The following is a 14,449-nucleotide window of genomic DNA, read 5'->3' on the forward strand; positions in this document are numbered from 1 at the left end:
TACCACCCACATGTGAAAAGGGAGGAAATGTAGCATATTATCATTGCAGTGTATGTGATAAATATTTCAATGAGAACAAAGAAGAAATAGAAACAATAGTAATTCCTGCAACAGGTCATACATATGGTAATCTAGTAGCTCTAGTATCACCAACATGTGAAAAGGGAGGAAATGTAGCATATTATCATTGCAGTGTATGTGATAAATATTTCAATGAGAACAAAGAAGAAATAGAAACAATAGTAGTTCCTGCAACAGGTCATACATATGGTAATCTAGTAGCTCTAGTATCACCAACATGTGAAAATGACGGAAATGTAGCATATTATCATTGCAGTGTATGTGATAAATATTTCAATGAGAACAAAGAAGAAATAGATAAAATCATAGTAGAGGCCTTAGGACATATTTTTACGAACTATATATCAAATAATGATGCAACATCAACTAAAAATGGTACTAAAACTGCAATCTGTGATCGAGAAGGTTGTGATGCTAAGGACACAATAGTTGATGAAGGTACTATGCTTGGTCATATATATGGGGAGCCAACATGGAATTGGACGGACTACGGAAGTGCCACTGCATCTTTTAAATGTCAGACTTGTGAAGTAGAGAAAAATCATATTGAAAATGTAAAAGCTATTATAACAAGTGAGATTACAACTCCTGCAAAATGTGAAGAAACCGGAGTAAGAACTTATACTGCAAAGGTAGTTTTCGGAGGAGTAGAATATACGGATACAAAAACTGAAGAATTACCAGTGCTTGGTCACAGCTTTACAAAATATGCATCAAATGGGGACGCAACATGTACAGAAGACGGAACTAAGAGTGCAATATGTGATCATGATGGATGTAGTGAAACGGATACTATAACAGATATAGATAGTAAAATTCCTCATACTTGGTCAGATAATGTATGCACTGCTTGTGAATATGATGCTGGTGGTAGTAAAGGATTAAGTTGGACTTTAGATTATGAAACAAATTCATATACTGTAACTGGTTATGGTACTTGTTTAGATACTGAAGTAACAATTCCGAAAACATATAATGGATTACCTGTAACAGCTATAGGTTCAGATGCATTTAAAAATCAATCTACTATAACAAATATGATTATTCCAAGAGGCATTGTTTCTATTGGTTCTAGTGCATTTGAAGGATGCAAGGGTATTACAAGTATTGTGATACCTGAAGGAGTAACAGTGATTTCAAGTGGTTTGTTTAATAATTGCAAAGGTTTAGCAGAAGTTATTCTTCCAGAAGGTATAACAGCAATTGATGAATATGCATTTTATTCATGTTCTGCTCTATCTGCAATAGCAATACCTTCAACTGTTAAATCTTATGGAATTTATGCATTCTATCTTTGTTCTTCGTTGCTTAGTATTACACTCCCTGATGGCGCAGAGTCTATACCAAATTATTTATTCCGAAATTGTTATAAGCTTAAAGAAGTAGATTTACCTAATAGTATAAAGTATATCGGTACATATGCATTCTGTTCAACGGATATTAGGAATATAGAATTACCTAATGGCTTAGAACAAATAGATGGTTATGCATTCCAATCCTGTGATCTAGAATCAGTAGTAATCCCAAATTCTGTTACACAAATAGGATCATATGCCTTTAGCAACTGTGGAGAACTTGTTGAGGCTACCCTATCAAATAGTATGACAAATATTTCAACTGGTATTTTTTCAAATTGTAGTAAACTCATGACTGTTCATCTATCTGATGGTATAGAAAGTATTGGTACAGCAGCATTTGGTAATTGTTTCAATCTTGTAAATATAATCTTGCCATCAAGCTTAAAAGTAATTAATGCTTGTGCATTCCAATACTGTTCTTCACTTAAAACCATTGTGCTACCTGAAGGATTAGTTCAAATAGACGCTGAAGCATTCAAGTATTGTGTCAGTCTAAAGAATATCAATATTCCTGATAATCTAATAGAATTGGGGACAAATGTATTCTTGGATGCTAATGATTTAGAATATAATGTTGTTGATGGTGCAAAATATTTAGGTAATATTTTCTGTGGTGTAATAGATAAAACAAAATCAGAATACACAATAAATCATACAACAAAATTTATTTTAGATCATGCGTTTGAAAACTGTTCTAATCTTGTAAGTATATCTATACCTGACAGTGTACTTTGTATTGGATCATATGCTTTTAAGAATTGTTGTAGTCTTAAAACAATTGAATTTTCAAAGAATATAAAAACATTTAGCGCTGGATTATTATATGGTTGCAGTTCATTAACAACTCTAGAAATTCCAGAGGGAGTTGCAATAATAAAAGCAAATGCTATAGAAAATTGTACGAATTTAAGAAGTATTATTATGCCAAATAGTTTAGAAAAGCTTGAATACAATGCAATATATCAATGTCCATCACTTACAACTGTTAAGATTGGTAGTGGTTTAAAATATTATAATACTGGTATTTCTGAGTGCAATAAGCTACTTGAGGTTTATAATGGTGGAACAGAAAATTTAAACGGCACATATCTTGGTTCACCTTTATGTATTTATAATAGTTTAGATGCCGAAAGCAAACTAATAAAAGATGAAAATGGCTATGTATTCTATAAAGATGATAAGGATAATATGTTCCTTGTTGATTATGTCGGCAGTGAGAATGAGATTGTTTTACCAACACTTGCTGAGAATAAAACATATAGTATTTACAAATATGCATTTAGTAATTATACAAGACTTACTAAGATAACCATACCTAGTTCTGTAACAGAAATACAAGATAATGCTTTCTTAAACTGCTATAATTTATTAGAGATTAAGAATGAATCTTCATTAACAATAACTACTGGTTCTACAACTAATGGTTCAATAGGACTATATGCATTATATGTGAATGTAGAAGGCAGTGTGTTTACTGTAGATGAAAATGGCTTTGTCTTTAATACCGATAGCAATGGTAATATCTATCTTGTAGATTACCTAGGAAATGCAGCTAACGTTACTCTTCCTACACTTAGCGATGGTGAAACATATAGTATTTATCCGTATGCATTCTACGACAATATCACAATTAAAAATATAATAATACCGAATTGTGTAACATCAATTGGTGCTTATGCGTTCTATAATTGTAATAGGATAGAAAGTATTGTTTTACCGAATGACTTAACATTAATTGGAGATTACGCATTTAGCAAGTGTTTATCTATGAAAACTTTAAAATTTGGCAGTGGTAATCTTTCCATTGGTAATTATGCATTTTTTGAATGTGGATTAACTAGTCTTACTATTCCAAATAATATAGTTTCTCTTGGTGAATATGTATTTGCCGAATGTAATTTACTTACTAATGTTAGCCTGGATTGCGAAACTACAGGTGTGAGGATGTTTGACAAGTGTACTTCATTAACTGATGTTATTATTGAAAATAATGTTAAGACAATGAGTGATTATCTATTTAGCAATTGTACGAATCTAAGAAATGTAACCATTGGAAATAGTGTAACTATAATGAATAGTAATGTGTTTAGCTATTGCTATTCTTTAGAAAATATTAGGATACCAGATAATGTTAATAAATTGTATACAAATACATTCTTTTGGTGTATAAAACTTAAGCATGTAACCATTGGAAATGGTGTAAGTGAATTAAGGGGTCAATTTACTTATTGTTATGGTCTTAAATCTATTGTTATAGGAAGTAGTGTCAATAAAATAAATGGCCAAGAATTTCAATATTCAAAATCTATCGAAAATGTTTATTATTATGGTACAAAAGAAAATTGGGATGCTATAAACATAAGTTCTACTAGCAACGATTATTTTATCAACGCAACCAGATATTATTATTCTGAAACTGAGCCTAGCTTAAATGAAGAAGGTACAGCATATGATGATCATTATTGGCATTATGTTGATGGAGAAGTTGTTGTTTGGACAAAATTATAATTGAGTAAGTATCCATAAAAGATTCCAAGCGGATTACAAAGTGAAAAAATCTCACATTTAATTCGAGAATTAGTAACTTTCAATAAAACAAAAACAGAGACAAACCCACATTTTATACGAGTTTGTCTCTCTTTTTATTCCAAATCTAATTTTAGTTTTTGAGGTGAGCTTTTCACTTCATGGTAAAATATCATCCATTTCGAATTTTGGATTCTCACAAACCAAAAAGTGCATTAAAAATTGCAGTAGTCCTATACTGCAGTTTTGTTGCGCTTTTTTATTTATGCAAATATAATATAGATATATAATGAACTTAGAAAGGTTATAGGAATATGAGTGATAAAGATTGGTATAAAGTAAATGAGGCAGAATATGAATGTAAGCCATCAAGCTATAATGTCTTCTTAACGAATTCTGAATTAAAAGAATTGGATAAAATAAGAGTGTATAATAGAGGCTTATTAAAGAAACAAACAAAGGCTAGATCTACTATGATCAGACTTATCATAGAAAATACTTATTTATATTTAAATAACATGGAAAGAAGCTTCTCTAATGATGTTAATGAAATATTAGAAAAAAAGTATTTTAAAGATTCTATGGATAGAAACTTTAAAAATAAACTTAAAGAAGGCTCTAAAGAATATGAATTCATACAAGAATTGGTAAGAATTCAATTACTAAGGGTATTATCGAATAGAAGCTTAGATAATGATGAAGAATTCGTTAAGGTTCAATTCAGGCTTACTAAGGATGATGAAAGAATGTTAAGAATCATTGGAGGTAAGGAATGTGTAACTATGGATGATTTCTTATCTGGATACTTAAGATACTTTCTAGCTTTACCTATGGATACGAAAAACTATATTCTTACCTATCCAAAGTTACTAAAATTAGATAGAGCGATAAGAGAACACCAATGTGTAATCATCGATGGCATTAAATATAGGCCATATAAATTGACGAATTCAAATGTTTTTGCCTATAGAAAAGCATTACTATGCTTTGATGCATATTGTGATTCTTTTTGTGAAATAGGGCATATTTACGATAAAGATATCCTATATTTAGAAGAACATTTTGAATTCAATTCAGAAGAATTAAAAGTAATAGATGCATATAATAATTTAGATTCTATTGATATATCATTTAAGCTTTTAAATGATGAAAATGAATATATCAATAAATTAATTAAGGATGAAAAGACATCAATTATTATAGAAAGAAAACATGAATTCCCTTTGGAAAAGATTCGAATGAAATACTATCCTCATGTCATTAAAAGACTAGAAAGGGCAAATAAAAAGAATATAGATTATCTATGTTATTCTGATAACTATAATCTGTTTATGAAATTAACCAAGGATAAAAGAGAAGAATTTGATAAATACCAAAAGGAGCTAAAGAATTTATGTAAATAATATTGCTAGATAATGAAAATGAAATGTAAAACTTAGCATAAATACTTTGAAAGGATTTAAGGTATGGATAAAATAGTATTCTTAGATATAGATGGTGTATTAAATACACCAGGTGATAAAAACTTAATCGATGATACATTTGAAGAAACTAAATCGAAAAATTTAGTTCATTTATTACAAGATACGAAATCTAATTTGGTCATTATATCGGATAGAAGATTGATTGCGGAAGAAAGAAATAAAATAGATAATCTATTTGATAATTATATGATTCTTGTGAATTACTTAAATTTTAGAAGGACTCATAAAAATAGAAGTGATGAAATACTAGAATATCTAAATGAAAATCCATGCAATCACTATGTAATCTTAGATGACAACGATCTAGGTTATAGCGAAAGTGAGGTTTTAAAAGCTCACTTTCTAGATACCTATAAACGTGGATTTACTCTAGATTTATATTTTAAAGCTATTGAGATATTAAACTTATAACTCTTATATATATGGTGAAATCTCTTTATAATACAAAAAATCTTTGTGTTAGATTGGGGCAAACAGCCTGTATAAGTAAAGATTAGGATAATAAAAATTTATTGATTTTGAGGTGAAAAGATAATGTTAAAAAAAACAACCGTATTTACGAAGAATGAAGAATTGATTAAAGAAATTGAATCCTTTAATAAATATGTTATAGAGTATGTTCATTCAAATCATCTAAATCATCTAAATCATATAAAAAATTCTAAAATAAATATTATTGATTCAGATGATTTTATAGAGCCTGTTCATTTAAATGATATAGAAGATTCTAAAATAATTATTATAGATTCAGATAATTATATGGATATAAAGGATAAGTATTACTATATACAAGTATTGAATCCGAATGATCCTCATTTAAATGGATTAGATTCCTATATTCATACAGATGATATAAAAAATACGATTATAGATTTATTATATGCAATGTATGGCATTGGATTAATAAGCATGGATGAAAATGATGTAATGGAAGTTTTAAGGAATAAAGTATTTAAATATTATAGATATGAATTAGATAATCCTATAGATGAATCAAATTCAAAATCTATAATATCTAAATTAGATTTAAAAAATAAGAACATTCTATTGGTTAACTATGGCGATAAAAATTTGAGTCTATGGGAAGCAAGTTATTTATTAAATGAAATGCATACTCAAGAGCATAATGAATTATTTATAGGCAGTTATATTGATGAATCTCTAGGAGATAAAAGGATTATAGCTTTCATAGTAGAGGAGAATCATTCGTGGAAAAAATAATAAAAGCAAAATGTCATAAGAAAATAAAGGATACCTACTTTATAGTGATAAAAAGCCAAAACAAAAAACAATATTTATCGAAATATAAAAAAGGGGATACCTTTATTCTATGGAAGAATAATGAAATAGATTTGGATTTAGAATCATTAAATAAGATGAATGAAATTGTAAATGAATTTGATTCTATTGTATCTAAATTATCTATAGATAAATATCAAATAATGGATAGTAGTATCAATTATTTACAAAATGAATCAAATAATTATGATTTTATGATTCAAGAGAATGATTCCATAAAGTTACTAAAGAATAAGCATATTCATGAAGCATTAGAAAAACTAACAAGAACAAATAATGATTTAGTTCAGAGTGACTTATCCAAAAATGCTTTATATCAATTAGCATTAAATAAAAAGGATATCTTAATGCAATTAGGTATTAAGCTATTCTACGATTTATTACCCCAAGATGAAATAAAAGAACTATTTCCAAATTTACCTGAAGAATATAATAAAGAGTATATTATAAAAGTAAATGATACATTAGAATATCTACTTCTTGCAGGAGGATATAAAATAGCACATAGACCAGGCTTTGCAATGAAGGGATCCACTAGATTATTTTGGACAATTAATCCTCACACTAAGTGTGGAGTAGATGCATCTAGGTTAGATAAAGAAGAGATACTATTAGAAACTTTAGAGAACCACTGATATAAAGATGTTTTATTATCGCTGATTATGCTATTGAATTACGATGTCTCATTTGTGGAGGTTATAGTTATAATCGATAAAAACCGGCTTAGATAAGTCGGGTTTTAAAATTTGAAATTTATATAAAATGGGTATTTTGGTGAAAATAAATCCAAAATACTTTTTTTATAGTCAAACCTTGTGGCAATAAACATATGGAAAATGGTCCTTTTGTAACGTGTGCGCAATCACGATATGGCCGAAGAGGTCGTTCTTATGAAATGTAAATTGATATTTTTATTTGATAAATATGAGCATAATTAGTATGAGATTTCTCAAAAAGATGCTATAATTTTACATAAATAATACTATTAAATATAAGGATTGAGAAATTATATAATGGAGATGATAGTTATGATTCCTACTTATATAAATGATTGGTTATCAATTATAGAACAAATGAATAATGATAATACCTATAAATTGGCTTGGGGTCGTGCAATTATTGAATGTATAACATTCGATGATTACCAAGCTGATAATGACAAGGCTATTCTTCATTTTGATAGTATTTCTTTAAGAATGCTTAAATATTATTGGAATCAATTATTCTTTTTCAAATTAAAGCAATCTCCATATAAAGATAAAGATCCAGTAATTTGTAAAGACACAAATAAATTAATTGATTACTATAAAGAAAAAGAAAATAGTAATATACCTATTTGGTTTGATGATGCTTATGATTATTTTGAAAAGAATAATAAAGAATTATTTAAATCAACAATAAAGCATATTTCTAAAACCTTACATGAAAATGTATGTTGGAGATTTAAAAATATACCAGGCAATACATTAGAAATATATGAATATAATAAATCAGAGTCTTTAATTAAATTTAATCTTAATAATATATATGAATTAAAAGAGTACTCTATAGTATTATCTAAGCTATTAAATTATAAGTGGGCTCAACTACTTGAAAAGTTTAATTTTGCTCCTAAGATTGCATCTAAGGTAAACGGAATCTCTGAGGCAAAATTAAAACGTAATAATTTAAATAAATATAAAGAAGAATTGTTAAAGGAATTTGAAGGAAAAGAAATAATAGATTTCTATACAGGAAAGCCTATTTCAAAAGATGATATTTCTATAGATCATGTAATACCATGGAGCTTTATGTATTCTGATGATATATGGAATTTGGTTATTACTAGTAAGTCTATGAATTCCTCTAAATCAAATTCAATACCTTCTAATGAAGTAATAGAAAGACTAAAGGAAAGAAATAAGAATTTAGAAACATTATTATCTGGCTCATTCAAATTATCAATGGATGAAGCTATTAAGAATAATTATGTAGATAAATTCTTTTATGAGAGTAGGTTATAAGTGTGAATTATTATAATGAACATGCAAAAGATTTTATTGAAGGAACTATCAACTGTGATATGTCAGTTCAATATGAGTTTTTTGAAAAGTATTTGAATAATCCTGAAACTATCCTAGATTTAGGATTCGGTAGTGGAAGAGATTCTCTATATTTTATGAATAAAGGTTATACTGTATATTCATTGGATCCAACAGAAGAATTCTGTAAGAATGGGGAAAGAATAGGCTTAAAAAATGTATATCAATTAACTGCCCAAGAAATGCAATTTGAAAATCTATTTGATGGTATATGGGCATGTGCCTCTTTACTTCATGTGCCATCAAAGGAATTAAATGGTGTATTTAAAAAATGTTATAAATCATTAAAGAATGATGGAATCATGTATTGCTCATTTAAATATGGTGAATTTGAAGGGGAAAGAAATGGCAGAGAATTTACTGACTTAAATGAGGTATCGTTTAATCAACATATTGAAAATACAGGCTTTAAAGTATTAGAATATTTAATTACGGAAGATGTTAGACCAGACAGAAATGAAAAATGGTTAAATGTTATATTAAAGAAGGATTGATAAAATGATTGACAACAAATTCATTACAAATTATACAGAAAATACCTTTTTAGAAAATTTGAAAACTTCTATTGAAAAATGTAATTCATTTTCCTTTTCTGTTAGTTTTATTAAAAAAGCTGGCTTAGTATTATTAGAAAAGATAATTGAAGAAGCGCTAAAAAGAGGAGTAACTGGTAAAATTATTACATCTACTTACCAAAACTTTACAGATATTGCTTCATTAAGAACTTTTTATAATTGGCAATTAAATTATCCCAATTTTGAATGTCATTTAGACTTGAATTGTTTTGGAGATAATGGTTTTCATTCAAAAGGATATTTATTTGAATATAATGATTCATATGAATTCATTGTTGGCTCAACAAACATTACTAGATTTGCATTACTAAAGAATATTGAATGGAATGTATCTTTAAAATCTAGGGAAGCATTTGAATCTAAAGATGAAGCAGATATAGAATTCGATTCACTTTGGAAGAATACTAAGCCATTGACACCAGAATTAATCAAAGAATATCAAATGCAATTAGAATATTCATTGGTTAAATGGGATATGGATTTCTTTGATCCTGTATCATCAAAGATTAAGCCTAATGCTATGCAAAGAACTGCATTAAAGGAACTTAGAAGATATAGGGATATGGGAATTAATAAAGCATTAGTGGTTTCTGCTACTGGTTCTGGAAAGACATATCTTTCGGCTTTTGATGCTAGAAACTATGATGCTAAAAGAGTATTATTTGTTGTCCATAGAGATAAGATTTTATCTGATGCTAAAGACACATTCATGAAGGTTTTTGGAGCAGAAAAAACTTACGGTTTATATGTGGGGAAGCATAAAGAAATCGATTGTGATTTTTTATTCGCATCAAATATTATGCTCTCCCAGCATCTAAACGATTTTAAACCTGATGAGTTTGACTATATTGTAATGGACGAATGCCACCATGCAGCTGCATCTACATATAAATCAATAATGGAATACTTTAAACCTGGTTTCCTGCTAGGAATCACAGCGACCCCCGAACGTATGGATAATCAAGATGTATTTGCTATGTTTGATAAGAACGTTCCATATGAATTACGTTTAAGGGATGCTATTATAAATGATTTAGTAGTGCCATTTCATTATTATGGTATTAGGGATAAGTTGGTAGATTATAAATTTAAAGACAATACAAGGATTGCTAAAGAAATAGCTAAGGCAGAAAATATTGAGTTTATAAAAGAAGAAATTGAAAAGCATAAGCCAGTAGGAAAGCTTAAAGCTATTGCTTTCTGTACTAGTGTAGCCCATGCAATTCTTATGGCAGATGAACTAGAGAACGTCGGTTATTGTTCTATAGCATTAACCGGTAATAATGATTTAGGGCAAAGAATAAAAGCATTTAAGGATTTGCAGGATGATTCTAATCCTCTTGAAATTATATGTACCGTTGATATCTTAAATGAAGGTGTAGATATACCTGCGATAAATATGGTTTTATTTTTAAGGCCAACAGAATCTTCAACTATTTTCATTCAACAATTAGGTCGTGGAATGAGAAAGTATGAAGGAAAACAATATGTAACTGTCTTAGACTTCATTGGTAATAATTATGACCGTTCAATCCAAATGGCTAGGGCTTTAGGTTCATTAGGTAAGACTACTGTTTTGGAAAAACCATTTATCATGGATATGATTCGTACAGATTTTAAAGCTTTGAATATTCCTGGTGTTATGATTCATATCGATGAGCTATCAAAAGAAGAAATAATTGATTTTATAAAGAAAGAAAATTTTAATTCAAAGGAATATCTGAAAAAAGATTATGAGAATTTTAAGATATATTTAAAAAAGGAAACTTATCCTTCTCACTTAGATTTTTTAAATAATGATTGTGCTCCTGATTTAATGCGATTAATGAAATCTTCTATTGGCGGGAACAAGAGTAAGAGTTATTATTCCTTCTTGAAAACAATAGGAGAACCTAAACTTGAAATCTTCACCAATGAACAAATTAGATTCATTGATTCGGTTTCTGAATTATTACCATTAGTTAGAATAGATGAATATTTATTATTACAGCAATTATTAATTGAAAAAATAAACATAGATGAATTAATAGGTAAGAATTCTAAAGTAACAAAGGATACATTAGAAAATGCATTATTTCATTTAAAGAAAGATAAGATTTTGAATGAAAATAATGAATATAATATTGATTCAAAGACGGATTCATTTATAGCTTATTTAGAAGATTTATTGGATTATGGATTACAAAGGTATGACATTGAATTTGGTGAGTATGAAGGCAAATTCAAGCTTTATGGCAATTACTTTAAAGAACAAATTCAAAAGATTAGATTAAAAGAAGGGACAATGTATGTTAAGGGAACCGAATTTCCTGAAAATGATATACCTTACTTTTATGTAGGATTAAATAAAACTGGTAATAAAAAAACCAATTTTGATTATAAAGATGAGTTTTTATCAGCGAGCGAATTCCAATGGGAAAGCGTAAAGGATACTACTTTTAAAATGGGGGACGGTCCAAAACTTGCAAAATCAAAACAAGTACATTTATTTATTAGAAAAATGGAAAAAGAAGATAGTATTACCTTACCATTTACCTATTTTGGGGTTGGGACACTAGTCAATCCAAGACCTTCAACAGTAGATACTGTAGAAAAAGGTATTGTTAAAACTCATCCTACAGTTATGTATGATGTTATATTAGAAAATCCGGTTCCAGAAGAATACTGGTTTGATTTTGAAATTCCAGAATCTATAGTAACCAATTAATTAAAAAAATGAGGCAGTGATAAATGAAACATGTAGAAGTTGTATGTGCGGTAATTAAAAATGACAAAAATGAAATCTTTTGTTGCAAAAGAGGACCAGGAAGAGCATTAGAAGGTTATTGGGAATTTCCTGGTGGTAAAGTCGAGGCTAATGAAACACATGAAGAAACAATTGTAAGAGAAATAAGAGAAGAATTAAAAACAATAATAGAACCAATAATATATATTGGTGTATCGAATTATGAATATACGAATATAGAAAAACCGTTTAGTATTACTATGTATGCTTATGAATGTAAGCTAATTCAAGGTGAATTAGAATTGACAGAGCATACAGAGAAAAAATGGGTAAATGTAGATGACTTAAAAAGTATTAATTTTGCAGCTGCGGATTTACCTATTGTAGAATTAATAAAATAATGTATTTCTAGTAGAGCGGTAAAGTGCCACCACTACTTTAAAGTTGAGCCAAAATTTGTTTTATACCAACTATCATTGATTTTAGTGCTATGCTTTTTGTTTACTCGCGAAATGGAATTTAAGGTGTATAATATAATCAATATGTTTCAATGATTATGAGGTGAATTAAATGTTTTTTGGACATGATAGTTTTAAAAATAAAGTACATATAGATGACTCAAGTGCTAAGGTTCAATATTATTGTCCAATTTGTGATGCAAAGCTTATAAGAAGAATGGGTGAGATAAAAGCTCACCATTTTGCTCATGAAAAAGGAAAGGTATGTAATGACACATGGCATTATGAAGAAATGTGTGATTGGCATATTTTATGGCAAAATAGGTTTCCAAAAGAATATCGAGAGGTTGTAAAACAACATAACAATATAAAACATAGAGCTGATGTTCTAATTGAAAGTAATAAACTTGTAATTGAATTCCAACATAGCAAACTTTCTATTGATGAGTTTAAAGATAGAAATTCGTTTTATAAATCATTAGGATATAAAGTGATATGGATTTTTGATAGAATTGATGATTCATATGATGATAAAATTTGTTCATTATATAATAACAAATATGAATGGATTAATCCTGACTCAAATTTTAGACAAATGGATGTGAATACAAAAGATGTTATTATTTATTTTGAATTATCGGAAAAAGAAATGAATAATACTCCTCTTGTTAGAGTTACATATGCAAAAGAAGAGTTTACATATTTTGAAACATATAGAGGTGGAGGTTTATCGATTGATCAATTTGTTGATTCGGCATTAAATAATCCTTCACAAATCTTACCATCACCTAAAGTACCTGATGCTCCTGAAACTATTGAGGACGGTAAGACAGTAAAAGAACTATGGAACGAAAGTTATTCTTGCATGTATATTAAAAATCTATTCACTAAAGATTTGATGGTCGTATTTGGAAATAATGGGGAAATTTCCACTAATTATAACGGACAAATAACTGGAAAATATGCTAAAATAGATTACTCTAAGCCAACTGGCTATTGGGGAGTAGGGCGTAACTATATAATCAAGGATCAAGATAAAAAAATTTGGTCTTTTATTGCTTCGTGTAAGGATAAGGAATTTGAAGAACGAAAAAAAAGAAAAGAAGAATTAAAGGCTAAAATAGAAGCTGAATCGAAACTAAGAGAAGCGGAATTACAAGCAAAAAGAGATGCTATAAGTAAGTTAGCTTTTAATTGTAATTCTATTCCTGAATTATTATCTATTAAGCCTAATAGTACGTTATATGTTAAGAACTTATTAACTAATAAAGAATATTGTATAAGACATTTATTAGGCTTGGGACATGTGAGTGCTTATAGCTACAATTCCTTAGAAATTGAAGTTGGAACTATAAATCTATCAGTAGAAATAAATCCTGATTATAATGAAAAAGTTTGGGTGTTGTTAAAATCACCCAAAGAGATTAAAGAAGAAATTGAAAAGAAAAAGGAACGGAATAAACAAGAAGAACATAATAATTTAATTAATAGTATAAAAGCATGGGAAAATGACAATCCTGGCTACAATACAATTGATGAAATTGCTCGTCAACGAATACAAGAAAAGGAAATGGTCGTATATAATATGCTAAGTAAAAAAACATATAAGTTAAGGTTTAGAACATTATATACGAAATATGTAGATGTGAGCCAATTATATGAATGTTTTATTGATAATCTTTCTAACGAATACTTTGATTATAAAATATGGAAGAGAGTAAAAATCTAATTTTTGTTATAATTTTCAAAATCATTAAGATATTAAACTGCATTAAAACTGCAATTCTAATTATCGCAGTTTTGTTGCAGTTTTTAATTTTCCTAGATATATTATAGATATAGAATGATAGTGAAAGAAGCTT

The 14,449-nt window shown here is 28.4% G+C and carries 10 protein-coding genes; all 10 read left to right on the forward strand.

Annotation, left to right across the window (positions count from 1 at the left end; genetic code table 11):
- Positions 1-3,947 (forward strand): leucine-rich repeat domain-containing protein (locus SPJ17_RS00210; RefSeq protein ID WP_321091555.1); only part of this gene is annotated, 3,947 nt, incomplete at its 5' end.
- 332 nt (positions 3,948-4,279) lie between these two features.
- Complete coding sequence (locus tag SPJ17_RS00215; protein ID WP_321091558.1) at positions 4,280-5,368, forward strand: hypothetical protein; 1,089 nt, start codon at positions 4,280-4,282, stop codon at positions 5,366-5,368.
- Between the two features lie 63 nt (positions 5,369-5,431).
- Complete coding sequence (locus SPJ17_RS00220) at positions 5,432-5,860, forward strand: HAD domain-containing protein (RefSeq protein ID WP_321091560.1); 429 nt, start codon at positions 5,432-5,434, stop codon at positions 5,858-5,860.
- 123 nt (positions 5,861-5,983) lie between these two features.
- Positions 5,984-6,670, forward strand: coding sequence for a hypothetical protein (locus SPJ17_RS00225; protein WP_321091563.1), 687 nt, complete (start codon positions 5,984-5,986; stop codon positions 6,668-6,670).
- On the forward strand, positions 6,658-7,383 hold the full coding sequence (locus SPJ17_RS00230) for a hypothetical protein (protein WP_321091565.1): 726 nt from the start codon (positions 6,658-6,660) through the stop codon (positions 7,381-7,383). The genes SPJ17_RS00225 and SPJ17_RS00230 overlap by 13 nt, the downstream gene beginning before the upstream one ends.
- 393 nt (positions 7,384-7,776) lie before the next feature.
- Positions 7,777-8,751: an HNH endonuclease domain-containing protein gene (locus SPJ17_RS00235; RefSeq protein WP_321091568.1), complete on the forward strand. Its 975-nt coding sequence runs from the start codon at positions 7,777-7,779 to the stop codon at positions 8,749-8,751.
- Between the two features lie 2 nt (positions 8,752-8,753).
- A complete protein-coding gene (locus SPJ17_RS00240) occupies positions 8,754-9,323 on the forward strand; it encodes a class I SAM-dependent methyltransferase (RefSeq protein ID WP_321091570.1) in 570 nt (189 codons plus the stop codon).
- 4 nt (positions 9,324-9,327) lie between these two features.
- On the forward strand, positions 9,328-12,111 hold the full coding sequence (locus SPJ17_RS00245) for a DUF3427 domain-containing protein (protein WP_321091572.1): 2,784 nt from the start codon (positions 9,328-9,330) through the stop codon (positions 12,109-12,111).
- 23 nt (positions 12,112-12,134) lie between these two features.
- On the forward strand, positions 12,135-12,530 hold the full coding sequence (locus SPJ17_RS00250; protein WP_321091575.1) for a (deoxy)nucleoside triphosphate pyrophosphohydrolase: 396 nt from the start codon (positions 12,135-12,137) through the stop codon (positions 12,528-12,530).
- Positions 12,531-12,699: 169 nt separating this feature from the next.
- Positions 12,700-14,316, forward strand: a complete 1,617-nt coding sequence (locus SPJ17_RS00255; RefSeq protein ID WP_321091577.1) for a competence protein CoiA family protein — start codon at positions 12,700-12,702, stop codon at positions 14,314-14,316.
- The last annotated feature ends 133 nt before the right edge of the window (positions 14,317-14,449 follow it).

It is taken from the genome of Anaeroplasma sp., assembly GCF_034179385.1.
In the GTDB taxonomy this organism is placed as follows: domain Bacteria; phylum Bacillota_I; class Bacilli_A; order Acholeplasmatales; family Anaeroplasmataceae; genus Anaeroplasma.

What these genes read in the sequence shown, in the direction of transcription:
- SPJ17_RS00215 (WP_321091558.1), top strand. Translation starts at nt 4,280, where the DNA reads ATGAGTGATAAAGATTGGTATAAAGTAAATGAGGCAGAATATGAATGT.
- SPJ17_RS00220 (WP_321091560.1), top strand. Translation starts at nt 5,432, where the DNA reads ATGGATAAAATAGTATTCTTAGATATAGATGGTGTATTAAATACACCA.
- SPJ17_RS00225 (WP_321091563.1), top strand. Translation starts at nt 5,984, where the DNA reads ATGTTAAAAAAAACAACCGTATTTACGAAGAATGAAGAATTGATTAAA.
- SPJ17_RS00235 (WP_321091568.1), top strand. Translation starts at nt 7,777, where the DNA reads ATGATTCCTACTTATATAAATGATTGGTTATCAATTATAGAACAAATG.
- SPJ17_RS00245 (WP_321091572.1), top strand. Translation starts at nt 9,328, where the DNA reads ATGATTGACAACAAATTCATTACAAATTATACAGAAAATACCTTTTTA.
- SPJ17_RS00250 (WP_321091575.1), top strand. Translation starts at nt 12,135, where the DNA reads ATGAAACATGTAGAAGTTGTATGTGCGGTAATTAAAAATGACAAAAAT.
- SPJ17_RS00255 (WP_321091577.1), top strand. Translation starts at nt 12,700, where the DNA reads ATGTTTTTTGGACATGATAGTTTTAAAAATAAAGTACATATAGATGAC.